Source organism: Streptomyces sp. NPDC001970 (assembly GCF_053594115.1).
In genome coordinates this window covers 86,950-109,057 of the sequence record NZ_JBSFDW010000027.1, presented here as the reverse complement: position 1 = coordinate 109,057, position 22,108 = coordinate 86,950, and the positions used below count along the sequence as shown (strand labels likewise).

Here is a 22,108-nt window from a genome sequence, read left to right as displayed (position 1 = left end):
ACGCCATGCGGGCCGTGCCAGGCGCTGATCAGGCCCGTGGAGACCCACGCCCTCGTCCATTGCCGCGATCGTGGCAGACACCGGCAGCTCTTCCCGAGGAGCTTCCCTCCCCGTCCACCGACGAACCGAGTCGAACATCTCGTCCTGTGAGTGGCGAAGCGTCGGGTGCTGCATCCACACGTCGACAACGGACATCGTTCGAATCCTTCGAACCTGCGAAGACCGGACCCTCGTCGATCACCTGGCCGATGGATGGTAGGGCGTTACATGACGTCCTCCGTCGACCAGGTGCCCGTCGCGAGGTCGAACGTTTCCTCGGGAGTGTCGTGGTCTGGGTGCAGGAAGATGCGTACCCACTCGAGCACCTCGTCGCTCGGGTCGTGCAGGGTGAAGGTCGACACCAGCACGCGCTCGGCGACCGTGAGCCCCAGTGCCTCGGTCACCACGGTGGGGGCATGGGTGATCCCCATGCGTCGGCGGATGTGCGCGATGGAGTGCCCTTGCTGCGCAAGGATCCGGGCCATCGACTCCTTCTCCAGCTGGCGCATCGTGTGCCGCTCGCCGACGGCGGGCCGCTGGACGTTGTGGGTCACGCTGTGCGCGGCACCCTTGTGGTGGCGCAGCCTCATGCACTGCCAGAGATACTCGCCCGGCGGGAGCCCGAACGCGGCGCACGCCTCGACGGGCGCGATGGAGGTCCCCGCCTCGAGCACCGTGTAGGTGTAGGCACGCAGGGACCCGAACTCCAGGATGCCCGGCCTGTCGTCCTTCGCGGCCGCTTCCGGCCGGTGCAGCACCCGCGGGCGTCGACCGCGCCGCCGTTCGATCCATCCGTCGCCGACCAGGCGATCCAGCGCTGCACGACTGGTGATCACGCTGATTCCGAGGCGTTCCGCGAGCTCCTTCTCGCCGGGGAAGTCGGACCTTCCCTCCCACAGGCCGTCCGCGATGTCGCGGCGAAGCTCGAGATAGACCTGGTGGTGCAACGGGACGCTCGCGTCGAAGCGGACGCGGGCTGCGGTGCTGCCGGCGCCGCCGGCATGAGGTGGACGCGGACTCATTGGCACATCATAAACCTATGTGTTTATGATGTGCCACCCGCCACGTGGCCGGCCGACCTCGCTGTCGCGACCGATCCCCGACGAGGCGGTCCCGGCAGGCCGATGCCTGGACGGCTCTCACGACAGCGGGATACGGAGACGGACATGCGCCTTGCGAGCTTCCGCGCCGCCGGCAAGGACCGCTTCGGCATCGTCGCGCCGTCGGGTCTGGTCGACGTGTCCGAACGCACGAGCGCCCCGGACCTGAGGACCGCTCTCGCCCGAGGCGTCGACGCCCTCGAACGGTTCGCTGACGCGCCGGCCGACTGGTCGTTCGACGACGTGACGTGGCTGCCACCCGTCACCAACCCCACCCATGTCATCGGAGTGGGGCTCAACACGAAGAGCCACTTCGAGGAGACAGCTTCCCTCATGCGCCGGCAGCCGGGTGACTACCACCGGTACCCCCGCTTGTTCATGCGCAGCCCGCTCAGCCACGTCGGGCACGAAGCCGCCGTCCTGGTGCCCGCGGTGTCACCGTGCCTGGACTACGAGGGCGAGATCGCCCTCGTCATCGGCCGGTCCGGTCGGCGTGTCGCTCCCGACCGGGCCATGGACTGTGTCGCCGGGTACGCCTGCTACAACGACGGGAGTGTCCGGGACTTCCAGACGCACTCCAACCAGGTCACCGCCGGGAAGAACTTCCCCGCGAGCGCAGCCTTCGGCCCGTGGATCACCACCAGCTCCGACGTGCCCGACCCTTCCTCGCTGACCCTGGAGACGCGGGTCAACGGCGAGGTGCGTCAGCGTCTGGAACCGGGCGACCTGATCTTCAGCCACGCCGAGCTGGTCTCCTACATCTCGACCGTCTTCGCGCTCCAGCCGGGGGACGTCGTCCTCACCGGCTCGCCGGCCGGGATCGGGGCCCTCACGAGCACGTGGCTACGCGCCGGGGACCGCGTGGAGATCGCGGTCTCCGGCGTCGGCGTGCTGCGCAACCGGGTCGAGAACGAGCCGACCGGCGGTGACGACAAGGAGGTCGACGAGCATGACCGTGAGCAGTGAGTACCCGACCGACGGCGGCCCAGGGGTCGTCGTGGTCGGGGCCGGTCCCGTCGGGCTCACCCTGGCAATCTCGTTCTCCGTCTGTGCACCGGTCACGTTCCCCGCTGACGCCCCACGCAGGAGCACACCGGCCTACCTGTCGACCCATCACGTCCGACGAACCAGAGAGGTACCACGATGACCAACGTCGAAGCGCACGTTCCGCAAGCTCGCGGTGGCTTCCGGCCCGCCGAGTACGCCCACATCGTGCTGCGCACCGCACAACCCGACGCCCTCGTCGACTGGTACTGCACCGTGCTCGGCATGCAGGTCGTCATGAGACACCCGCTGATCATCTTTCTGACGTGGGACGAGTCGCAGGACCGGCTGGCGATCCTGCCCACCCAGGGAGCCGTGCCGTCGACGAGGAAGACGACCGGGATGGACCACGCCGCCTTCGAGGTCGGTTCGCTCAAGGAGCTGACCGGCCACTACCGCGACCTCAAGGCGAAGGGCATCGTCCCCGAACGCTGCATCAACCACGGCGTGGCAACGTCCCTGTACTACCGGGACCCCGACGACAACCAGATCGAGCTGAGCGTCGGTGCGTTCAAGTCCGCGGCAGAGCTGAACACGTGGTTCTCGACGGGGCTGTTCGACGTCAACCCTCTCGGTGTCTTCATCGACCCCGAGGCGCTGTGCGCCCGCGTGGAGTCCGGTGAGCCGGAGTCGGAGATCCTCATGCCGCATCCTCGGCACGCCGAGTTCCTCGCCGAGCTCATGAAGTCCGGCCTCCCCGAGTAGCGACGGGAGGCAGGAGGACGATGTCCGACGTCACGCGGCACGCCGCGCCGCAGACGCTCTCGGGCGAGGGCCGGGATGCTCCAGCCGGCACGCGACCGCGGGTCCTCTGGACGCCGCCGGAAGGAACCTGGGAGGCTTCACGGGTCGGGGACTTCGCCCGGTGGCTCGACGAGCGGGGGAGAGCCGGCGCTCGCGACTACGAAAGCCTGCGCCGCTGGTCGCTGGAGGAGCCCGCGCTGTTCTGGCAAAATTCCGTCAGTTCCCGCGAACCCAAGTGGCCTCACGAGAAACCGGGACTGTCATCTGGGTGATTTTTCCCATGTGGAGCCTTGGGTTGCTGGTGAAGCTACGGTGCCCGGGGGACGAGGCGAGGTCAACGCTGCCGGTGGTCGCGGGGTCGGCTGGGTTCGTAGCTGTACAGCCACGCGGTGGCCTTTTCGTAGAACAGCGGCACGAACACGCCCATTAGCAGCGCCTGTTGGCGTCGTTTGACCGGGCCGACCTTCTTGACGCCGCGGTTGTCCTCTGCGGTGCCGAGGAGCTTGACGACGCGCGGGCGCCGTTCGGCATCGTATGTCTCCAGCGCCGCGGTGGTGGTGGGCTCGGCCTGGAGCGCAGCGGCGAGGGCGAGGGCGTCTTCGATGGCCAGCGAGGCGCCCTGTCCTGCGCCGCCGGGGTGGGCGGCGGCGCCGACCAAGACGATGCGGTTGCTGTGCCAGGTCGGGATCGGGTCGACCGCGTGCATGATCACGGCCGGGTGCAGCCGGGTGGTGGCCGCGATGACCGCCGATGGCACAACCTCGTCGCGATACAGGTCGGCGGTGCGGAGCAGCCAGTCCGCGTCGCTGACACGTCGAGGTCCGGCTCGACCGGGTCGGCGATCTGCGCTGACCACCACACCTCGCCGTCGTGTGCGGCCAGGTGGATGAACGCGCCGTTGCGGGCGAAGGTCAGGTTGAACACTCCAGGCTCCGCGCGCTCCATGTGGGAGATGCCTGAGATCGCGTAGAGACCGGCGTACTGAGGGCGGGGCGCCGCCGGGTCGAGCAACCCGCGTACGGTCGACCAGATGCCGTCGGCGGCCACGAGCAGGTCGGCACTGTCTCGCCCCGTGCCGGCGAACTGTGCGGTTACCGCCTCTGGCGTCTCGGTTACGTCGACGAGGCGTTCACCGGTCACGATCTTCGCCCCAGCGTCGCGGGCCGCTTGCCGCAGGGCCGTCACGAGCCGGCCGCGCATCAGCGTGATGTTGTGCAGCGGGTCGCTGCTGCGCCTGCCGCGTGGGACGTCACCTAGCAGGTGGCCACCGGCCGACCACATCCGCTGCCTGGGGATGTCGACTCCAGCGACCTGGACCTGTTTTAGGCAGCCGAGTGCGTCCAGGCCCCCCGCACCCCGTTGCTGGCCAGGCTGACGAACGAGCCGACGTCGCCGGCCGGATCCTCGTACGCCTCGTAGACGGTCACCTCGGCACCGATGTGCCGCAACGCCAGCGCGACAGCAGATCCTGCGACTCCGCCGTCGATCACGATCGTTCGCATACCTATGCCGTGCCATAACTCGTCGTACGGGTTGTGAGCTGGGGCTTCGCCCATCGGACGCGTGCTTGGACGATGCTGTCCCGGCTGCTGTATCTGATCATGGTTCAGGTGTTCGGCTGGCTTGCGCGGCTGTCGCGCAGCGACGCAGCCAAGACCGCGGAGCTGCTGGTCCTGCGGCACGAGATCGCCGTGCTGCGCCGGCAGGTCGGCCGGCCGCGACCCTCCTGGCCGGACCGGGCGGTGCTGTCCGCGCTGGCGCGGCTCCTCCCCGGCAGGCTACGCCAGCATCGCCTTGTTACACCGGCCACGCTGCTGGCTTGGCACCGCCGTCTGGTCCAACGCCGGTGCACCTACCCGATCCGGCCAGGTCGGCCGCCGATCAGCGCCGACGTCCGGGATCTGGTCCTGCGGCATGCTCGGGAGAACCCGAGCTGGGGACACCGCCGCATCCAAGGCGAGCTGGTTGGCCTCGGGTATCGGGTCGGTGCCGGCACGATCCGCCGGATCCTGGCCCGCACCCGGACAGGACCGGCGCCGCGCGGTGTGGACACCAGTTGGAGACGCTTCCTCCGCACCCAGGCGCACCGGCTGCTGGCCACCGACTTCTTCCACGTGGACGCGGTGTCCGATGCCATCACCGGCCGGTAGTACGCGATATGACTCCCGCGGTGCCGCAGCCGCAGCCACCCGTCCCGGCCGGCCCGTCGCAGATACGGCACCACGCGCTGCGGGTGGCTCAGCGCGTAGCGCACCTTGTGGCCCAGTCGTGAACGGTTCCTCGGCGAGCGGAAGACCACGCTGATCTCGTCCTCGCTCACCTGCTCGATCACGAACTCGTCGAACCACTGCCGGAACACCTTGTCGCCGACGTAAGGGATCGCCCCGGTCATCGCGGCGAACTCCTCTATGCCGCGGTCTTCGAGGAGCGGGAGCTGGGCCGCGTAGAAGGCCCGCACCCCCACCTGGAGATCGCCCGAAACCCGGGTCGGAGCAGGGCTTGATCGGTGCGGCACGGTGCGTAACCCTTCGTCTTCGTCGTTCGCGCCCCCGGTACGAGCGCGGACACACCACTCGCGGACGCGTCCCTCGACCGCGGCTCGCACGGCGCTGGACCGCCGGTCAGCCGACGACGGTCCAGCTGTCGTTCCCCGGCCGAGGTTCATTTCGGGGACGACGACCTGGCCATACCGTCACCGGAATCACCCGCGAAGCGCATGATCACCCGGTCCAGGCGACGAATCTCCTTCACTCCCTCTCCTCGATCGGTGTGACGAGCTGTCGTTGGAGCGCGCGTTCGGTACTGGTCAGTGGAACGTCCGGACAGAGCCGCTCCGGATGGCCCTGTGGTGGTTCTTCCAGTCGCGGCGCGGCCATGGGCTGCGGTGGCCCCATCGGGGGGAATCCGATCCAGACCCACCCCGCGGCGGTCAGCGAGGAGTAGACCTCGCGCAGTGCTCTGCTCACGTATCTCATCTCACGTACCTCGTGTCACGTACTGATCGTCGACCTCGGTGAGCGGGCACACGTGTTCCGGCTCCTGATCCGAGACCGCGACTGCAAGTTGGCAGGTTCACCCGGAGCAGCACCCGGGCCGACGTGCCTGCGGAGACCGCCAGCGCGCCGAGTCGTCGCAGCTCGGCCGGCGACTCGACGTGGATGCGGTCCACCCCGGCGGCGACGGCGTCGGCGAGGTCCTCGTCGGTCTTGCCGGGCCCGGCGTACGCGGTGCCGACGAGATCCGCACGTTGCAAGTTCTCCTCACCCGCGTCCCGGCCTCCAAGCATGCAGCGGATGCACGGAAACGGATTGAGGTCAGGCGACGCGCGGAGAACAGGGCTGCTCCGGATATCCAGGCCAGGCCCGAGCGTCAGCGGGTCGCGCTGCGCCCTGTGTCGTTCGGAAACCCGGCTGGGTTGAGGGTGCGGTCTTGTGCGCCGTGGGATCGAGGTGCCGGTCGGTTTATGCCACCTGCACGGCTATCTGGTGGCGGACCATTGTGGCGATGCCGGCGCACTGCGCCTCCTCGTCACAGCGGGACCACAGTCCAGCGAAGGACCGCGATTGCCACGCAGATCAGGCCAAGGACCACCGTCGCGAGCGAGCCCTCGCGCCGCTGCAGGTGGTAGACGGTGCCGCCCACCATCACGATCGCCAGGCCTACAGCGGCCAGCGGGGTCAGGACGGGAAGGATCCCGGTGGCCGCGGGAAGGATCAGGCCGACCGCGGCCAACACCTCGGCGATGCCGGTGAAGACGAGCAGGCTGTGGGGCCAGCTGGGCTCGCGGCCCCGCTCGCGCATCCGGCGCACGAGCCACTCGGGCGGCGCTATCATTAGCGCCCCATGGACCAGGAACAGAGCGGCCATGAGGGCCTGCAGCACCCAGGTGAGGACATTCATCGTTCATCGTCTCCGTAATCGTTGAGAAGCCCATTGAGGCCTGTCGCCCTCTCAGGCGAGGACCATGACGAGCCAGGTGAAGGGGTGAATTGTGCCGCCGGGCGTGTGGTGCGCGTTCTCACTCGGCCATTGCCAAGGCGGCGACCGATCTGGAGAACTTGAGTAGCCGGCCAACCAACCAGTGTGGGGTCGAGCGAAACCGAGGTGAAGGTCCCGACGACCATGCCGACCCGTCTGGTGCCGGGCAGGTAAGTGGTCACCACTGCCACGCCGGTCGGACAGTGCGCCAGTGCGGCCCGGAACTCTGCCGGCTCAGGAGGGCGCCCGGCCGCCCGAGCACTGTTGCTCATACTGCGTTGCCTCACCTTCGTTGCGGTCCCGGGTAGCCTGGCCGCGCGTCCCGTGCATGGCGCTGTGGCGGACAGGCCTCATCGATCGTCGAGTTACCGCTGGCGTGCGGCAGGACGCCGCTCGCTCCTGCAGCTGTTCAGTTCTCTTTCTCTCTGCCGTTTCAGGCCGCCTTGCCGCCCAGGTAGGCCGCCTCGATCTGTTCGGGCTTGGCCAGCAGTTCGCTTGGCGCACCACGAAGGACCTCGGCGCCGTGGGCGAGCACGATCGCCTGGTCGCTGATGCCCAGCGCAAGCCGGAAGTGCTGCTCGACGAGGATGACCGCGGTGCCGGTCTCGTCGGCGACCTGTCGGATCACCGGTAGCAGGTGCTCGACGATGACGGGCGCCAGTCCCATCGAAAGTTCGTCGACCATCAGCACTTTTGGGTCCTGGACCAAGGCCCGACCCAACGCGAGTTGCTGTTGCTCACCGCCCGACAGCAGCCCGGCGTGCACGTTGAGCCGCTCTCTGAGCAGGGGGAAGAGGTCGAGCACGTCGGCGATCCGGCTTTTCGAGGTGGCGGCCAGGGCGAGGTTCTCCGCGACCGTGAGGGTGCGGAAGAGCGACCGGTCGTCGGGCACGAATGCCAGGCCGGCCCGGGCGGCCGTACGGGGTCGGCCGGCGGGCAACGCGACGCCGTTCACTGTGACGGTGCCGGCCGACCGCGCAAGGAGCCCGGACAGTGCTAGCAGGGTTGTGGTCTTGCCGGCGCCGTTGGGGCCGAGCAGGCAGAGCACCTCGCCGGGGGCGAGGGCGAATGAGAGATCCCGGATCACCGGGCTGCCGACGTAGCCGGCGGCCAGGGCGGTGACCTCGAGTGCGGGGGTGGCGCTCATTTCACGACCTCATGGCTTGCAGGGATGGTAGGCCGGTCCGGTTGGCGTGGCGCGGGTTGGGCTGGGACTGGCTGAGCGCCGTCGTGGGTGGCGCCGAGATACGCCGTGATCACGGCCGGGTCGTTGCGGACCTCCTCGGGGCTGCCGTCGGCGATCTTCTTGCCTCGGTCGAGTACGACGATCCGGTCGCAGGTCTGGAGGACGAGGCCCATGTCGTGATCGATCATCACGATGGTGGTGCCGGCGTCGCGGACCGCCTTGAGCCGCTCGCCGAGCCAGAGGCTCTCGGTTGAGTCGAGGCCGGCGGCGGGCTCGTCGAGGAGAAGCACTCGTGGTCTGGTGGCCAACGCCCGGGCGACGGAGACCAGTTGCCGCTGTCCGTGGGAGAGTTCCGAGACTGGGCGGTCGGCGACGACGGATAGGCCGAGCACATCGAAGATCGCGCGAAGTTCTGGTCGACGTAGTGGTCGACGGGCGCCGGTGCCGACGGTGCCCACCGTGACGTTCTCCTCGACGGTGAGGTCCTCGTAGAGCTCCACCGCCTGGAAGGTGCGACCAAGCCCGGCGCGGACCCGCTGGAAGGCCGGCCGGCCATCGAGGCTCACACCGTCGAGCGCGACCACGCCGGAGGCGTTGCCGACGAAGCCGCCCAGGGCGTCGAGCAGGGTGGTCTTGCCCGCGCCGTTGGGGCCGATGATTCCGAGGATCTCGCCGTCGCGGACCGTGAGGCTGACGTCATCGACGGCGACTACACCGCCGTATCGGACCGCGACCGAGTCCACCTGGAGAATCGTCTCGCCGATCGGGTGCGCGGTACGCTCGTCAACCGCACGAGCCGTGGACATCACCTCGTCGTCGCTGACCGGGGCCTTGTGCCGGTTATGCCGACGCCGTAGGAGTTCCTGGATCGGACCGGTCATTCCCTCTGGGTACTTGATAACGGTCAGTACCAGCGCCAGTCCGCTGATGACCGCCCAATACTGATGCAGGTCGATCCAGTTGGTGAGCGCGTAGTAGAACAGGCCACCAGTGCCGGCCACGCCGGCGGCCAGGCCACCGAATACCGAGGTGACCCCGGCCAGGCATACGGCGGCAAACACCGCGACACCGGTGAGCGTCGCGTACGTAGATGCGGAGGCCACCTGCTGCTGGTAGCCCATCAGTGCGCCACCCCAGCCGGCGATGAAGGCGCCGATGGCGAAAGCGGCGATCTTCACTCGGCGCACGTCGATGCCGGAGGCGGCGGCCGAGCGCTCGTTGGTTCGTACGGCCAGCATCGACGCGCCGAGCCGGCTACGGCGCAGCAACGCGACCCCGGTGCCGGTGATCGCGAGCACGGCGAGGACCATGACACCGAACGCCATTCGCGGGTAGGCCATGCCCTCGCCGATACCGAGGTCAAGGCCGAAGAGACTAGGAGCACCGATCGGAGCGCCCGCGGTGCCGCCGTTGATCTGCGGGTTCTGGAACCAGATCATCTCCGCCGCCGCGGCGAAGGCGAGTGTGACAGCGGCTACCGGGAGTCCACGCAGCCGCATTGCCGGGAGGCCGATTATGACGCCCAGGACCGTCACGGCCGACGCAGCGAGCAGCGGCGCGAGGGGGAAGGGGATGTGCAGGTCGGTGGCGAGCCGAGCCAGCAGGAAGGCCGAGCAACCGGCCAGGGCCAGCTGGGCGAGGGAGACCTGCCCGGCGTACCCCGTCACAACTACATAGGACAGAGCGAGAATGCCGAGGACCATCGAGGTGATGACGGCTGCTCGCCAGTTCCCACTGGTGGTCAGCAGCGCGACCAGCCCGACGACAACGCCGATCCCGACCGCCAGCGGAAGATTGCGCGGCAGCGGCGCCCGCCCCAGGGACTGCTGGGCGATCGAAGCGCGTTGCGGGATGCTCCCGCCGCGGAAGAGCAGCACCGCGAGGATCAGGAAGAGCGGAACGAGGGTGTCGACGCCGGATTTCGGAAAGTGCGGGACCGTGGCCTGGAGGTTGGCCGCCTCGGACTGCAGCATTCCGATCGCCAGGCCGGCGGCGATCGCGGGGCCGAGCCGGGCCAGGCCGCCGACCAGGGCAGCGGCCAGCGCCGGCACGATGAACAGCGTGTACGCGCTGGGAGAGGGCGCCACGATCGGTGCGATCAGGATGCCCGCCAGGCCGGCCACCACCGCGGACAGCGCCCAGTTCACGGCGGCGATCCGATCCGGGGAGAGCCCGCTGACCAGTGCGCCCCGCTCGGACTCCGCAACCGCGCGGGTGGCGAGGCCGAACCGGGTGAACCGCACCAACGCGCCAAGCGCCAGGCCCACCACGACGATGATGCCGGCGAACCAGAGCCGGTCCTCGGCGAGGTTGGTGCCGCCTACCGTGATGGTTCCAGAGGGCAGGATGGACCGGACGATCGCCGGGCTGTTGCCCAGTCGAGCGGACAGCAGGCTCTGGATCATGAGCATGAGGCCGATGCTGGCCACCGCCTTGGCCACCGGGGAAGCCGAACGCAGCGGGCGAAACACCAGCCCGTAGAGCGCGAGCCCCAGCACGACCGCGATCGCGAGAGCCAGGATCATCGCCGGCAGGACGGCCATCGGCCCACCGAGGTCGACCGTTGTCGGCGTGAATGGAATCGGACTGATCAGCTCACCGCGACGGAGGTAGGCGAAGGTGTAGGCGATGTAGAGCGCGATCGCGCCGGTGCTGAGGTTCACTACGCCGGAGCTGCGGAAGGTGACAACAAGGCCCATCGCGAGCGCGGCATAGACCGCGCCGCTACCCAGGCCGAGCAGGAGGAAGGTGAAATGGGCGGTCATGTGCGCTTCCTTTGCCTGACGGATTCGAGCCGGGACCGGACGAACCATTCGTCCGGTCCTGGCTCGGTCACTAAAGAACGTTGAACTTGTTGGCCGTTCCCTGCTTGATCTCGCCGACGAGGCCCCCGACCGAGCAGACGTTGGGCAGCTTGGGGAGGGCCTTGCCATCGCAGGTCAGCGTGATTCCGTGGCCGACGGGAAGCGGGACTGCCTTGGCCGCCTTGAGCGCGGCGATGATGTTGGGCGCAGTCGGCTCATTGGTGCCGATGCCGGCGTTGACCATCCGGGTGATGGCCAGCATGGTCTGGTAGCCGGCGGTGGCGTTGCCACCGAGGTTCGCATCGGCGGGGGCGTACTTGGCCATCACGGCGCGGTAGATCTTGGCCTCATCGTGATCGCTGGTCCCCTCCGCGGTGGTGAACAGGTACGCGCCGTCGAGGGCATCCGGCACGGCTTCGTAAACCGCGGGGTCCGCGCACTTCTGGGTGAGGTAGCGATCGACGTCCGCGTTAAGGAGCTTCAGACCCTTGAGTGTGGCGATACAGGTCGAGACGTCACCGAGGACGGTGATCGCACCTGGTTTGTCCTTCAGGCCCGCCTGGACCTGGCCAGTGACGTCCGGCGAGCCTGGCGGAATCGGGACGATCTTGCTGTCAACGCCCATCGCCTTGAGGATCGGCGTGGCCGCCCCGATATGCGCGGGAATGTCACCGACCGCTGTGACGTACATGGTTATGTTCTTCACCCCGGCCTTCGCGGCGAACTTCGCCATATTTAGGGTCGTGGCGGCGACGCCGCCGTTCCACAAGAAGGCGTTCGGCCCGGAGAACTCGGTGGCGCTGGTGCCCTGGAAGTTCGTGTAGGCGATGCCGGCCTTGGTGATGATGGGAGCCATGAGTTCCCCGTTGCCACCCGTGGTCGCGACGACGGCGGCGACCTGGTCCTGAACCATCTGATTCGCGCAGGCGGTCATCGTGGACGGGTCCTCCGCGACGAGATCGCAGCGGACCAGTTCGATTTTGTGTCCGGCGAGTCCGCCCAGGTGTTCGTTGGCGTAGGCGACCACCGCTTCGGCTGCAACGCGGCTTTCCGGGAAGTTGGCGGCGGCGCTTCCTTCAGGGTTGAGCAGCCCGATCTTGACCGGACTGCCGGTGGCGGCCTTGCCGGCGAAGGAGGCTGGGACTGCGGCGATCGCCGCAGCAGCGCGGTCGGTGTTGCCGGTGTCGTCGCTGCTGGCACATCCGGTCATGGTGAGCGCGACGGACGCCGCGACCACGATGGCCGCCCGACTGGCGGCTTTGCCGCGCCTCTGCTGAGTCATTGTGGTACCTCTTTCTGCGGGGGTGCTGGTGGTGACTCTCCTGCGAATGCCGAGCCGCCGGCGGCGACCCGAGGACGCCAAGTCAGTGGTGAAGAGGTAGCTGGCGGATGTCGGGCGCGGGGTCCCGTCGAAGGCCGCACGAGCTTGAGCTGGTGCCCGCCTGCTTGCATCGGCCTCGATGCCTACCCGAGGTGTTCGGCTGGCTGACTCGGGGTCACGAGGACACGGTGATGACAGTGATTGAGCCATCGGCGTGCTGTGCCCGCACCCGCTTCTTGTCGAACTTGCCCACCGAGGTCTTCGGAACGGCCTCGATGAAGGCCCACCGCTCCGGCAGTTGCCAGCGCGCAATCGAGCCGGCGAGGTAGTCGCGTAGCACGGCGGCGGTCGCCGTCGCCCCGTCGTGGAGCACGACCGTCGCGAGTGGACGCTCACCCCAGCGCTCGTCGGGCACGCCTACGACGCACGCCTCCAACACCGCCGGGTGTCCCATGAGCAGGTTTTCCAGCTCCACCGAACTGATCCACTCACCGCCGGACTTGATGACGTCCTTTGCCCTGTCGGTGAGGGTCAGATATCCGTTGGGTGACAGGCTGCCCACGTCGCCGGTGCGCAGCCAACCGTCGTGGAACTTCTCCGGGTCCGGCTCGCTGTCCCCGACGTACGTACCAGTGACCCACGGGCCACGTACCTCGAGTTCGCCGACGGCCTTACCGTCCGCGGGCATGACCTCGCCTGCCGGGCCGACGATGCGGGCTTCGACGCTCGCCGGCACGCGGCCCTGTGTATAGCGGTAAGCCCATGCCTCGGGACCGGCCAACCCGGCCGGGGCGCGCGCAACCGAGCCCAGCGGCGACGTCTCGGTCATGCCCCAGGCGTGGATGACCTCGACGCCGTAGCGCTCGGAGAAGGCGTGCATGAGCGAGGGTGGACAGGCCGACCCACCCACGATCACCTCTTTCATCGACGAGACATCGGTCGGATTCGCGTCGAGGTGGGCGAGCAGGTCGGTCCAGATCGTCGGCACCGCGCCAGCCAGCGTGGGCCGCTCCGCGGCAATCATTGCCGCGAGTGGGGCCCCCTGCAGAAACCGGTCAGGCATCAGCAGCGATCCGCCCGACATGAAGGCGGCGTACGGCAGGCCCCACGCCATCGCGTGGAACATCGGCACCACGGCAAGCACCTTGCTCGCTGGGCCGATGCCGAACGCCTCCGCCAAGCAGATCTGCATTGAGTGCAGGTAGATGGAGCGGTGGCTGTAGGCGACGCCCTTCGGGTCGCCGGTGGTGCCGGACGTGTAGCACAGAGCCGCGGCGTCGCGCTCGTCTGCCTCGGGCCATGGGAAGTGATCGGACTTCCCAGCTATCAGGTGGTCGTAGCGGTGCACCGTCAGTCCGTCGCGGACGAGGTTGTTCGTGTCGCCATCGCCGACGACGATGACGTGGTGCAGCGTGGTCAGCTGCGGCAGCACGTTAGCGAGCAGCGGGATCAGGGTCGAGTCGACAATGATCACCCGGTCCTCGGCGTGGTTGACGATGTAGGCCAACTGCTCGGGGAACAGGCGCGGGTTCAGCGTGTGCAGGACTGCCCCCATGCTGGGGACGGCCAGATAGGCGACCATGTGCTCGGCGTTGTTCCACATGAGCGTGGCGACCCGCTCATCCCCGGTGACGCCGAGGTCGGTCCGTAGGGCATGTGCCAGCCTCGCCGCCTGGGAGCCGACCTCGGCGAAGGTGGCCCGGCGGGCTCCTTCGGCGGTCCAGGTCACGACCTCGGAAGCGCCGTGTACTGTACGGCCGTGCTCCAGAAGCCGCGAGACCTGCAGTGGGTTGTCCATCATCGTGCTGCGCATGTCGCGGAACCTTTCCGTTCGTGACCCCTGGTGGTGGACATGTGCGTCGTCCCAACCGCGCCGGGACGAGGAACCTACGTCAGGCCTGCAGCTGACGACCTGTGGCCAGCGCCAGTTCGTCGTCCCACGCCTGCATCGACTTGAACGTCGGATCTTGGCGGCACATAGCATCGGTGGCCGCCCAGATCTCTTCGTGGGACATGTCCAGGTCGAGCCGTTCGGCGTGTGGCTGGCTCACGTACCCCTGGCCACGCCCCTCCGCAAGCACGAGTTGGTGGTGGTGTGCGGAATCGGAGCTGAGGAACGCGACGTCACGGTCGAACGTCTTGCCGCGGTCGGTGACCACCATGCCGAGTGCGTCGCGGTAGAACGACATCATCGGCGCGAGTTCACGGACGAAGATCCCCACGTGGTTGAATGCCGGCCTGGCGGTCATTGCGCCACCTGCATAAAGAATTCGAAGTCAGGCGCCTCGCCCCAGAGTGGACCGTCGATCATGTCTGCCATCTTCCAGGTGCGCGGCTTGTGCGTGTTGTCGACCCGGTCGCCGTCGGACCAGAACTCGTGCAGCCGTCCCCACGGATCGGAGACGTAGATGCCCACCTGGCCGCCGACGAGGTGACGCTGCGGGCTTCCCCACACCTTGTAGCGGCCCTGCTTGGCGAGGTAAGCGGCGCCTTCGAACACCTCGCTCCAGTTCTGCACCTCGAAGGAGACGTGGTGCCATCCCGATTGCGGGATCGCGGCGATCTGCAGGCAGTGGTGGTCGACCCAGCGCTCGCCGCCGTCGGGGCAGAAGAAGACGCCGTTGATCTCGCCCTCGCCGTCGTCGCCGAACTCCGACGGCACCAGGCCGAGGGTATTCTGGTACCACGCCGTGGTTTCGGCGAACTTCTCCGTCTTCTGCACGGCGTGGCCGAACCGCCAGGCGTGCGGCGGCTGATCGGGGCCCCAGGGTCCGACACCGATGCGCTGCGCCGGCACCAGCGCTGAGTTGGACAGCAGCGGCGGGACCACCAGCGGCTCGCGGGGCGCCATTCCGTGTATGACCTCGATCTGGTAGCCGTTCGGCTCGGTCAGCGTCACCCGGCGCCCACCGCCTGGTTCGTCCAGCTCGTGTACGGCGCTGGCCTCCGGCAGCTTGGCCAGCCGATGCAGGTCCTCCTCGTCGGTGACGGTGAACGCCATACCGATGAACCGCGGCTCGCCGAGCTCCGCCACATAGATGTGGTTGGCGGAGCCGGTACCGCGCAGGAACAGCTGACGCTCGGTCCGCTCCACCGTGACCAGGCCGAGTGCGCTCAGGAACTCCTCTGCCAAACCCAGGTCGGGAACGGCGAGCCGGGGAAAGAGGACATCGAAGATCTTCACGCGGGGATCTGTCTTTGTCATGGCGTCGACTCCGTGCTGTGGTGAGTGTGCATCGGGGATTCGTCGGTGACCGTGTTGCGCAGTACCCCGATGCCGTCGATGGCGATCTCGACGAGGTCGCCGGGCACCAGCCATGTGGGGGGTCTGCCGGCCGCCGCGACGCCGCCGGGCGTGCCGGTCGCAATGATGTCTCCTGGCCGCAGCGGCATGAAGGTGGAGATGAACTCGATAAGGCGGTCGACACCGAAAAGAAGGTCATCGAGCCTGGCACGCTGCTTCTCGACGCCATTGACCGTGGTCACAAGGCTCGCCTGGCTGATATCGCCGGCCTCGTCCGGCGTGACCAGCCACGGGCCGAACGCCCCCGACCGCCAGAAGCTCTTGCCGGGCAGGAACTGCATGCCACGCGTTTGGAAGTCCCGCAACGAGCCGTCGTTGAAGCACGAGTATCCCGCGATGTGGTGCGATGCCCGGTCCGCGGCGATGTGGCGGCCGCCGACTCCGATGACGACTGCGAGTTCGCCCTCGAAGTCAAACTCCACGGAAGCGGTAGGTCTTACGATCGGCTGACCGTGGCCGACCAGGCTGTCGGCGAACCGCACGAACAGCATCGGCACCTCAGGCTCGGGAAAGCCGAGCTCCCGGATGTGTTCCTTGTAGTTCAGGCCGGCGCAGATGATGCGGTCGGAGTTCCAGACGGGTGGCAGGAACTCGACCTCGTCGAGGCCGATGGTGGGCGCCTGCGTGGAGAACGCCGCCAAGGCGCTCAGCTCGCCCAGGGCGTCTTTCAGAGTTTCCGCGGGGCGATCGGGACGCTGACCGATGTCGACGAGTCCCGCATCGGTGTAGATCCCGTAGGACGGGGCACCGGACCGGACGTAGGAAGCTAGCTTCATGGAAACCGTCTCTACTCGAGGGGACAGGGGCTCGCGAAGCGCTTCAGGAGGCCCGCCCGCCGACCACCGGGAAGCTACCGATGCCGAAGGCGGTGATCGTGCCCTTGAGTTCGTCGCCGGCCAGTTCGACGTTGCACTTGACGGTGAGGGGAAGAGGATCCTTGAGCTTCATCGCCCAGCGCAGAACCGGGACCGGGCCGTCCTCGATCTGCCCGTCGGTCACCTCGAGCTCGCCGAAGTCGCCATTCACCGTCCCGGTGAAGCGGTCGCCGTCCGCCAGCACGGACAAGGTGCACCGCTGCGGCCCCCTGGGCGTTTGCGCGACGAACTCCCAGATACCCTCAACGTCGCTTCCGGTGGTCATGATCCTTACCTCCTGTGTAATTGATCGGGATAGCGGCCTGCCCGTCATCAGGCGAGCAGGCCGGTCGGAACGGGATTGCAGTCAAGCTGGTCGGTTCGGCGCGGTGGTGGTCGTCGCGGTCACGCCGTGAGGTGTTCGAGTGCCCAGGTGTTGAACTGGTCGGGTGTTTCGTACTGAGGCCAGTGGCCGACGCCTTCGAGGCGGTAGAGCTTGCTGTCGGGTAGGGCCTCGAACATGGCCTGGATGATGACGAGGACCCGGTCGTCGAGTTCGCACATGCCCAGGACGGGTTGCTGGATGTTGCGGAGGTCGTCGCGGGTGAGGCCGTTGGCCTGGCGCAGGTCGTAGTCGACCCACCAGTTCACCTTCGGGTATACGTCGGCGGCGCCGGGCTGGCGGTTGACGTCGAGCCTCGACGCGATCATGTCGTCGGGCAGCCGGCGCCGGTCGGGCATGAGACCGGTGAGGATGGTCTCGGCTGCTTCCCACGTCGGGTGCTTGACGATGTCTCGGCGGGCCTCGCCTTCGCTGCCGCCCATCGTGCCGACGATGTCGGGCAGGTTCCAGAACTCGTACCACTCGTCGTTCTCGTCGGGCACCGGGCCGCCGCCCGGCGAAACGATGATCAACCGACGCACCAGTTCCGGGTAGAGGTGCGCAGCCTGGAGGGCCGCCCACGAGCCGACCGAACAACCGACCAGGTCGACCTGTTCGGCGCCGATCACCTCGGCCATGTCCTTCAGGAACGCGGCGATGTACCGACTGTCGTATGAGGGAACGTCAGGCTTGTCGCTGTAGCCACAGCCGGGTATGTCGATGGCCCAGCACTCGAACTGCTCACCCAGGGGACCGAGGTTCGGCGCGAAGGTCTCCGCGTGACCGCCGGTGCCCGGCAGCATGATGATCTTCCGTGGTTTACCGGCTCCGGAACGCAGGTAGCGGATCTTCGTGCCCTTGACGTCGAGCCAGCCCTGCTCGAACGCCACGTTGCGCAGATCGGTCCAGATGCTGCGGAACTCTGCGCTCGGCTCGGTGGCCTTGACGATCTCTTCGACGAGTTTGCTGCCCATCGGGTCTCTTGTCTCCTCGGGTCATGGCTTCCGGTGGCCCGTGCTGTCCGAACGCTGATCGTGTGGGAGGGGGCCTCGACCGGTCCGCGGTTGCGGGTGCCGGAATGGTTGCACCAATTTTTCAAGTGCGTCAATACTCTTACGCACCTGTTTCCGACCGATGGACAAGGCGTTATCCGGTCAAGCACCCGAGGAGGGTTTCGTGAGCACCAGCGCACCCACCGCCGAGGACCTCAAGTCAGCAGCCGCCCGGATGGCCCCGGGGCTCGTCGAGCGGCAAGCTCAGGCTGAGTCCGACCGGCGGCTGACCGACGAGACCGTGGCGGAGCTGGCCGAGGCGGGGTTCGTCCACACGCAACTGCCGCCTCACCTGGGCGGTGGTGGAATCGACATGCTCAGCGAAATGGAGATATCAGCGGCACTCGCCCATGGCTGCACCTCGACAGCATGGGTCCGCAGTGTCCTGTCCGGAGCAACCGGGCTCTTGGCGCTCCTGCCCGAGCAGGGCATCGAGGAGGTGTTCGGCGGCTCGACGCGTCTGCCTGTGGCGTGTGGCGTCAACAGCCTGGGCGGTCAGGCGCAGCGGGTGGACAGCGGATACCTCGTCACCGGCTCGTGGGGGTTCGCATCAGGCTGCCTCCACGCCGACCAGGCCATCCTCGCCGTCCGCATCGACGGTGACGACGACGGCCCGAAAACAGGCGCCGCATGCCTGCCGATGACCGCACTGACGATCAAAGACACCTGGTACGTAGCCGGCCTGACCGCCACAGGAAGCAACACCCTCGTCGCCGACACCGTGTTCCTGCCCGACCACCTCATGCTCCCCGAACCACCCGGCGCCACCGCGATCCTGCACCGCTCACCACCGGCCCATCTCCCTCAGGACCCACCGCGTCGTCGCTACGAACTGCTTGTGGCGGCCGCTGTCTTCCCCGAGCCGTTCAACGACCTCCGCGAGGACATGGGCGACCTGCAGGGCGCGGGTGTGGGCGTCGTCGGGATCCGCGACTGAGCTTTCTGTTTAGCCTCGCCAGGTCACCTGACCTGCTGATCTTGGCGTCTTCCTGAGACAGTTAGGACGGCCGTTCTTCACGCTTCGAGGTGTCGAGCAACGTCGCGTGAAGGAGACGGCGAGTAATTGTCATTCCTGAAGGGGCGGGTTCTGTCAACGGTGGTGTTTCTGCTGGTTGTTGGCGGTATCGGGCAAGGCTGACCGACTCGTGGCCGGGAGTGTGGTCCGAGGAGGTGTGAGCATGCTGTTGTGGGTGTCGCTGTTCTCCAGCCCGCGATGCGGGAGGGCAGGGCCGTACTCGGCTGCCGGTCATTCCTTCGCGACGCTGGGCCGCATGGAGCGATACGACGTGGGGCAGGCGGGGCCAATCAAATCCACGGCCGCGCCGTTGAGGGGCCAGACAATTGCCCGGCCGCGCGCCTGCCGCCACCGAGCTGCTCACGCGGCCTGGCGGGCCAGGGCGCGGATGTGTCCGTCGCGCAGCCCGTAGTAGACCAGCGTGAGCAGTTTGCGGGCCGCGGCGACCTTCGCGATGTTCCTGCCGCGGCGGGCCTCGATCCGTGCCCGGTCTTCGGCGATCTTGGGTGTGGTGGCGCATTGGATGGCCTCCACGACGGCCCAGCGCACGAGCTTGCTGCCCTGCTTGGTGACGTGCCCGCGGCGCACGACGGTGTCGGATTCGTAGTGGCGCGGGGTCAGTCCGGCCCAGGAGCACAACCGGTCGGCGGAGGGGAACCGGTGCACGTCGCCGATCTCGGCGACCAGCACGGCGGCCAGGACCGGTCCGATGTCGGGCAGGCACCGGATGGCCCCACAGCCGGCGTGGCCACGAAGCCGCTCGGCGATCCGGGTGTTGAAGACGGCTTCCTCGGCGTCGAGGATGTCGATCAGCTTCAGCAGCGAGACCACGCGCTGGGCGTAGGCACCGGACAGCGTGGTCTGCCCCAACCGGCGGCGGCCGTCGGTCCCGAACAAGTCGGAGACGGCGATGAGGACCCCGGCCTTCGCGAGCACCGCGTGCACCTGGGCCTTCAGTCCACTGCGCAGAGCCACCAGTTTGGCCCGGTAGCGGACCAGTTCGCGCAACTCCCTCAGGTCGGGCGGGGCGATCCAGGACTCCGGAAGGCGCCCCATGCGCAGCAGGTCGGCGAGGTCTGAGGCGTCCTTGCTTTCGTTCTTGACGCGCCGGTAGGCGAAGCCCTTCACACCCAACGGGTGGGCCAGGTGGACTTCGGCCCCGGCGGCCTGAAGCACGTCAACTGCCCAGTACCAGCCGTAGGTAGCCTCCACGACCACGTCCGGGCGACTGCCGGCCTGCTCGATCTGCAGGCCCAGCGCGACAGGGTCGTTGGCGATACGCACTGCGCTCAGCTGCGTGCCGTCCGCGGTCTGACGCACGATCACGGAGCGCCTGCGATGCAGGTCGATGCCGACGTACTGATGTCCGTCGTACTCGCTCATCAGAGGCCTCCTTCGCCATGACGAACGTGAACACCGGGTATGTACCCGCCCCGCGGGGGCAAAGGCCCCGCCCCTTCATCGCATCAAGACCTGTGGATCTGTTGAGTTCTGATCAGGCGGCGATGAGCTCGGGGTGTTCGACGAGGTGGCCGCGTTCGCATCGGGCTCCGGTGCGGACGCGCCAGGACCGCCTCACCGAGTCCGACTTGTTCCGGCACCCGGCGTGCGCAAGGGTGTCGCGCTCGCTGTTCGGACGCCCTGGATGCGGGTCCAGCGCGGCGGGGTCGCGCTGGACCAGATTCGCGAGGCGGCCATCGAGGCGCGTGTCGAGTATGAGGAGCAGCGACGGCGCGGCGACGCAGATGGTTGATCTGCTGCTGGGGAATCCTTAGAGCAGCCAATGGTTGCGCATGCTGGAGGAATGCCATACGGTAATACGCAACCAAAGGTTGCACGAGGAGGGGAGTGGGATGGAGTACGGCAGCATCGAGCGGGAGATCCACGTCGAGGCCACGCCCGAGGTGGTCTACGAGGTCATCAGCAAGCCCGAACACCTGCGGGAGTGGTGGCCGGACGAAGCAGAACTCGAGCCGGTGCCCGGCGCCACCGGGGTCATCTCGTTTGGCGACAGGACTACGCCGGAGGCGCAGGTCGCACCAGTCACGGTGGTGGAGGCCGACCCGCCCCGGCGGTTCTCCTTCCGGTGGGTGTACGACGAGGGTGAGGCCGCGACGTCGGCCAACTCGCTCCTGGTGACCTTCGAGCTGGTCCCGTCGGGTGCGGGCACGCTGCTGCGCTTCACCGAGGAGGGGTTCCGGGAGAAGGGCTGGGAGGCGGCCGTGCTCGAGGAGCAGTACCGCGAGCACGTCACCGGCTGGGACTACTTCCTGCCCCGCCTCGTCACGTATGTCGCTCGGCTGGTGTCGACGCCATGAGCGTCACCATCGACGACGAGCTCTGGTCGGCGGTGGGGGACCCCGTCCGGCGGCGGATGCTCGACCTGCTGCTGGCGGGCGGCGGGACGGCAACCACGCTGAGCGAGCAGTTGCCGGTCACACGGCAGGCGGTCGCCAAACACCTCGGCGTACTCGGCCGGGTCGGGCTGGTCCACGTCACGCCATCCGGACGCGAGCGCCTCTACGAGGTGGACGAGGCCCAGCTCGCCCGCGCGGTCGCGCAGTTGTCGTCGGTCGGGGCCACATGGGACGCCCGGCTGCGTCGCATCAAGCAGATCGCCGAAACAATCCAGCGCAGCCAGGAGGGCTGACACCTCACGAACGAACGTCGCCGCATCCGTGGCGGCGCTGATGAACCGCGCCCGAATGCGGGCGCTTACACGAGAATGAGGTATCGAGATGGTGGACATCCTGCACAGGATCGGAGTCATGTCGTCTCCCGACGCTGTCTACGCAGCTTTGACCACGGTCGATGGGCTGGCGAGCTGGTGGACGGAGGACACGGACGGCGACGGCAATGTCGGGGGAGTAATCCGGTTCCGCTTCGAGCCCGGCGGGTTCGACATGAAGGTCCTGGAGGCTCAGCCCGCCGAGCGCGTGCTCTGGGAGGTCGTCGACGGTCCCGAGGAGTGGATCGGCACGCAGATCCGCTTCGAGCTCAAGCAGGAGGACGGCTTCACGATCGTGTTGTTCCGGCACGAAGGCTGGAAGGAGCCGGTGGAGTTCATGTACCACTGCAGCACCAAGTGGGCGACTTTCCTGATGAGCCTCAAGAAGCTGGTCGAAACCGGCAAGGGTGAGCCGGCGCCGCACGACGTCAAGATCAGCAACTGGCACTAGACCTTGCCCGTCATGTCCTGGCGGAAGTGGGGGTGCCCAATTTGGAGCAGCACATCCCCCCGGCCAAACGGCAATGGGGATCACCGGGGGGGCAGGGGGTAATTTT

At 67.7% G+C, this 22,108-nt stretch carries 25 protein-coding genes; 8 read left to right on the top strand and 17 right to left on the bottom strand.

The genetic code is table 11. The features are described from left to right. Positions 1-263: 263 nt before the first annotated feature. Positions 264-1,061 (bottom strand): GntR family transcriptional regulator, encoded by a 798-nt coding sequence (locus tag ACWCP0_RS28515; RefSeq protein WP_451081635.1) that lies wholly within the window; start codon positions 1,059-1,061, stop codon positions 264-266. A 144-nt stretch (positions 1,062-1,205) separates the two neighbouring features. On the opposite strand from ACWCP0_RS28515, the gene ACWCP0_RS28510 reads away from it, so the two are divergent. Continuing rightward, positions 1,206-2,105, top strand: coding sequence for a fumarylacetoacetate hydrolase family protein (locus ACWCP0_RS28510; protein WP_451081634.1), 900 nt, complete (start codon positions 1,206-1,208; stop codon positions 2,103-2,105). Between the two features lie 177 nt (positions 2,106-2,282). After that, a complete protein-coding gene (locus ACWCP0_RS28505) occupies positions 2,283-2,888 on the top strand; it encodes a VOC family protein (protein ID WP_451081633.1) in 606 nt (201 codons plus the stop codon). 373 nt (positions 2,889-3,261) lie between these two features. Here ACWCP0_RS28505 and ACWCP0_RS28500 read toward each other — a convergent pair whose 3' ends face one another. From ACWCP0_RS28500 to ACWCP0_RS28490, 3 genes are all read right to left on the bottom strand, one after another. Beyond that, positions 3,262-3,633, bottom strand: coding sequence for an FAD-dependent monooxygenase (locus tag ACWCP0_RS28500; RefSeq protein ID WP_451081657.1), 372 nt, complete (start codon positions 3,631-3,633; stop codon positions 3,262-3,264). A 2-nt stretch (positions 3,634-3,635) separates the two neighbouring features. After that, positions 3,636-4,127, bottom strand: a complete 492-nt coding sequence (locus ACWCP0_RS28495) for an FAD-dependent oxidoreductase (protein WP_451081632.1) — start codon at positions 4,125-4,127, stop codon at positions 3,636-3,638. Between the two features lie 122 nt (positions 4,128-4,249). Further along, positions 4,250-4,429 carry an NAD(P)-binding protein gene (locus tag ACWCP0_RS28490; RefSeq protein WP_451081631.1) on the bottom strand — a complete coding sequence of 60 codons (180 nt, stop codon included), beginning with the start codon at positions 4,427-4,429 and terminating at the stop codon, positions 4,250-4,252. 72 nt (positions 4,430-4,501) lie between these two features. Between ACWCP0_RS28490 and ACWCP0_RS28485 the strand changes: the two genes are divergently transcribed. Next, positions 4,502-5,077, top strand: a complete 576-nt coding sequence (locus ACWCP0_RS28485) for a helix-turn-helix domain-containing protein (RefSeq protein ID WP_451081630.1) — start codon at positions 4,502-4,504, stop codon at positions 5,075-5,077. 597 nt (positions 5,078-5,674) lie between these two features. Here the strand turns inward: ACWCP0_RS28485 and ACWCP0_RS28480 are convergent. The 12 genes from ACWCP0_RS28480 to ACWCP0_RS28425 form a co-directional block, all read right to left on the bottom strand. Continuing rightward, complete coding sequence (locus tag ACWCP0_RS28480; RefSeq protein WP_451081629.1) at positions 5,675-5,893, bottom strand: DUF6059 family protein; 219 nt, start codon at positions 5,891-5,893, stop codon at positions 5,675-5,677. Positions 5,894-6,455: 562 nt separating this feature from the next. Then, positions 6,456-6,827 carry a DoxX family protein gene (locus ACWCP0_RS28475; protein WP_451081628.1) on the bottom strand — a complete coding sequence of 124 codons (372 nt, stop codon included), beginning with the start codon at positions 6,825-6,827 and terminating at the stop codon, positions 6,456-6,458. Then, the gene (locus ACWCP0_RS28470) at positions 6,824-7,177 is read right to left on the bottom strand and encodes a flavin reductase family protein (protein WP_451081627.1); all 354 of its coding nucleotides are present in this window, start codon (positions 7,175-7,177) and stop codon (positions 6,824-6,826) included. Before ACWCP0_RS28470 ends, ACWCP0_RS28475 begins: the two co-directional genes overlap by 4 nt. 161 nt (positions 7,178-7,338) lie before the next feature. Then, positions 7,339-8,052, bottom strand: coding sequence for an ABC transporter ATP-binding protein (locus tag ACWCP0_RS28465; RefSeq protein WP_451081626.1), 714 nt, complete (start codon positions 8,050-8,052; stop codon positions 7,339-7,341). Beyond that, the gene (locus ACWCP0_RS28460) at positions 8,049-10,856 is read right to left on the bottom strand and encodes an ABC transporter permease subunit (RefSeq protein ID WP_451081625.1); all 2,808 of its coding nucleotides are present in this window, start codon (positions 10,854-10,856) and stop codon (positions 8,049-8,051) included. Before ACWCP0_RS28460 ends, ACWCP0_RS28465 begins: the two co-directional genes overlap by 4 nt. A 70-nt stretch (positions 10,857-10,926) precedes the next feature. Continuing rightward, complete coding sequence (locus ACWCP0_RS28455) at positions 10,927-12,177, bottom strand: ABC transporter substrate-binding protein (RefSeq protein ID WP_451081624.1); 1,251 nt, start codon at positions 12,175-12,177, stop codon at positions 10,927-10,929. A gap of 214 nt (positions 12,178-12,391) precedes the next feature. Beyond that, entirely contained in the window at positions 12,392-14,029 is a 1,638-nt protein-coding gene (locus ACWCP0_RS28450) for a long-chain fatty acid--CoA ligase (protein WP_451081623.1), read from the bottom strand. A 79-nt stretch (positions 14,030-14,108) separates the two neighbouring features. Beyond that, positions 14,109-14,465 (bottom strand): VOC family protein, encoded by a 357-nt coding sequence (locus tag ACWCP0_RS28445; RefSeq protein ID WP_451081622.1) that lies wholly within the window; start codon positions 14,463-14,465, stop codon positions 14,109-14,111. Continuing rightward, positions 14,462-15,421: a VOC family protein gene (locus ACWCP0_RS28440; RefSeq protein ID WP_451081621.1), complete on the bottom strand. Its 960-nt coding sequence runs from the start codon at positions 15,419-15,421 to the stop codon at positions 14,462-14,464. The genes ACWCP0_RS28445 and ACWCP0_RS28440 overlap by 4 nt, the downstream gene beginning before the upstream one ends. Next, positions 15,418-16,296 (bottom strand): fumarylacetoacetate hydrolase family protein, encoded by an 879-nt coding sequence (locus ACWCP0_RS28435; protein ID WP_451081620.1) that lies wholly within the window; start codon positions 16,294-16,296, stop codon positions 15,418-15,420. The genes ACWCP0_RS28440 and ACWCP0_RS28435 overlap by 4 nt, the downstream gene beginning before the upstream one ends. 43 nt (positions 16,297-16,339) lie before the next feature. After that, positions 16,340-16,660, bottom strand: a complete 321-nt coding sequence (locus tag ACWCP0_RS28430; protein ID WP_451081619.1) for a hypothetical protein — start codon at positions 16,658-16,660, stop codon at positions 16,340-16,342. A gap of 119 nt (positions 16,661-16,779) precedes the next feature. Next, positions 16,780-17,730 carry an alpha/beta fold hydrolase gene (locus ACWCP0_RS28425; protein ID WP_451081618.1) on the bottom strand — a complete coding sequence of 317 codons (951 nt, stop codon included), beginning with the start codon at positions 17,728-17,730 and terminating at the stop codon, positions 16,780-16,782. Between the two features lie 202 nt (positions 17,731-17,932). Between ACWCP0_RS28425 and ACWCP0_RS28420 the strand changes: the two genes are divergently transcribed. Then, positions 17,933-18,745 carry an acyl-CoA dehydrogenase family protein gene (locus tag ACWCP0_RS28420; protein WP_451081617.1) on the top strand — a complete coding sequence of 271 codons (813 nt, stop codon included), beginning with the start codon at positions 17,933-17,935 and terminating at the stop codon, positions 18,743-18,745. Positions 18,746-19,183: 438 nt separating this feature from the next. On the opposite strand, the gene ACWCP0_RS28415 is transcribed toward ACWCP0_RS28420, so the two are convergent. Further along, positions 19,184-20,206 carry an IS110 family transposase gene (locus ACWCP0_RS28415; protein ID WP_451081616.1) on the bottom strand — a complete coding sequence of 341 codons (1,023 nt, stop codon included), beginning with the start codon at positions 20,204-20,206 and terminating at the stop codon, positions 19,184-19,186. A gap of 133 nt (positions 20,207-20,339) precedes the next feature. Between ACWCP0_RS28415 and ACWCP0_RS28410 the strand changes: the two genes are divergently transcribed. From ACWCP0_RS28410 to ACWCP0_RS28395, 4 genes are all read left to right on the top strand, one after another. Further along, complete coding sequence (locus tag ACWCP0_RS28410; protein ID WP_451081615.1) at positions 20,340-20,576, top strand: hypothetical protein; 237 nt, start codon at positions 20,340-20,342, stop codon at positions 20,574-20,576. 100 nt (positions 20,577-20,676) lie between these two features. Beyond that, on the top strand, positions 20,677-21,141 hold the full coding sequence (locus ACWCP0_RS28405) for an SRPBCC family protein (RefSeq protein ID WP_351232715.1): 465 nt from the start codon (positions 20,677-20,679) through the stop codon (positions 21,139-21,141). Then, positions 21,138-21,473, top strand: a complete 336-nt coding sequence (locus ACWCP0_RS28400; protein WP_351232717.1) for an ArsR/SmtB family transcription factor — start codon at positions 21,138-21,140, stop codon at positions 21,471-21,473. Before ACWCP0_RS28405 ends, ACWCP0_RS28400 begins: the two co-directional genes overlap by 4 nt. Positions 21,474-21,591: 118 nt before the next feature. Beyond that, positions 21,592-22,002: an SRPBCC family protein gene (locus tag ACWCP0_RS28395; RefSeq protein ID WP_351232719.1), complete on the top strand. Its 411-nt coding sequence runs from the start codon at positions 21,592-21,594 to the stop codon at positions 22,000-22,002. Positions 22,003-22,108 lie beyond the last annotated feature (106 nt).

What these genes read in the sequence shown, in the direction of transcription:
- ACWCP0_RS28400 (WP_351232717.1), top strand. Translation starts at nt 21,138, where the DNA reads ATGAGCGTCACCATCGACGACGAGCTCTGGTCGGCGGTGGGGGACCCC.
- ACWCP0_RS28510 (WP_451081634.1), top strand. Translation starts at nt 1,206, where the DNA reads ATGCGCCTTGCGAGCTTCCGCGCCGCCGGCAAGGACCGCTTCGGCATC.
- ACWCP0_RS28425 (WP_451081618.1), bottom strand. Translation starts at nt 17,730, where the DNA reads ATGGGCAGCAAACTCGTCGAAGAGATCGTCAAGGCCACCGAGCCGAGC.
- ACWCP0_RS28505 (WP_451081633.1), top strand. Translation starts at nt 2,283, where the DNA reads ATGACCAACGTCGAAGCGCACGTTCCGCAAGCTCGCGGTGGCTTCCGG.
- ACWCP0_RS28460 (WP_451081625.1), bottom strand. Translation starts at nt 10,856, where the DNA reads ATGACCGCCCATTTCACCTTCCTCCTGCTCGGCCTGGGTAGCGGCGCG.
- ACWCP0_RS28430 (WP_451081619.1), bottom strand. Translation starts at nt 16,660, where the DNA reads ATGACCACCGGAAGCGACGTTGAGGGTATCTGGGAGTTCGTCGCGCAA.
- ACWCP0_RS28435 (WP_451081620.1), bottom strand. Translation starts at nt 16,296, where the DNA reads ATGAAGCTAGCTTCCTACGTCCGGTCCGGTGCCCCGTCCTACGGGATC.
- ACWCP0_RS28445 (WP_451081622.1), bottom strand. Translation starts at nt 14,465, where the DNA reads ATGACCGCCAGGCCGGCATTCAACCACGTGGGGATCTTCGTCCGTGAA.
- ACWCP0_RS28455 (WP_451081624.1), bottom strand. Translation starts at nt 12,177, where the DNA reads ATGACTCAGCAGAGGCGCGGCAAAGCCGCCAGTCGGGCGGCCATCGTG.
- ACWCP0_RS28500 (WP_451081657.1), bottom strand. Translation starts at nt 3,633, where the DNA reads ATGCACGCGGTCGACCCGATCCCGACCTGGCACAGCAACCGCATCGTC.
- ACWCP0_RS28395 (WP_351232719.1), top strand. Translation starts at nt 21,592, where the DNA reads ATGTCGTCTCCCGACGCTGTCTACGCAGCTTTGACCACGGTCGATGGG.
- ACWCP0_RS28485 (WP_451081630.1), top strand. Translation starts at nt 4,502, where the DNA reads ATGCTGTCCCGGCTGCTGTATCTGATCATGGTTCAGGTGTTCGGCTGG.
- ACWCP0_RS28450 (WP_451081623.1), bottom strand. Translation starts at nt 14,029, where the DNA reads ATGCGCAGCACGATGATGGACAACCCACTGCAGGTCTCGCGGCTTCTG.
- ACWCP0_RS28465 (WP_451081626.1), bottom strand. Translation starts at nt 8,052, where the DNA reads ATGAGCGCCACCCCCGCACTCGAGGTCACCGCCCTGGCCGCCGGCTAC.
- ACWCP0_RS28515 (WP_451081635.1), bottom strand. Translation starts at nt 1,061, where the DNA reads ATGAGTCCGCGTCCACCTCATGCCGGCGGCGCCGGCAGCACCGCAGCC.
- ACWCP0_RS28440 (WP_451081621.1), bottom strand. Translation starts at nt 15,421, where the DNA reads ATGACAAAGACAGATCCCCGCGTGAAGATCTTCGATGTCCTCTTTCCC.
- ACWCP0_RS28490 (WP_451081631.1), bottom strand. Translation starts at nt 4,429, where the DNA reads ATGCGAACGATCGTGATCGACGGCGGAGTCGCAGGATCTGCTGTCGCG.
- ACWCP0_RS28470 (WP_451081627.1), bottom strand. Translation starts at nt 7,177, where the DNA reads ATGAGCAACAGTGCTCGGGCGGCCGGGCGCCCTCCTGAGCCGGCAGAG.
- ACWCP0_RS28405 (WP_351232715.1), top strand. Translation starts at nt 20,677, where the DNA reads ATGGAGTACGGCAGCATCGAGCGGGAGATCCACGTCGAGGCCACGCCC.
- ACWCP0_RS28475 (WP_451081628.1), bottom strand. Translation starts at nt 6,827, where the DNA reads ATGAATGTCCTCACCTGGGTGCTGCAGGCCCTCATGGCCGCTCTGTTC.
- ACWCP0_RS28415 (WP_451081616.1), bottom strand. Translation starts at nt 20,206, where the DNA reads ATGAGCGAGTACGACGGACATCAGTACGTCGGCATCGACCTGCATCGC.
- ACWCP0_RS28495 (WP_451081632.1), bottom strand. Translation starts at nt 4,127, where the DNA reads ATGCGCGGCCGGCTCGTGACGGCCCTGCGGCAAGCGGCCCGCGACGCT.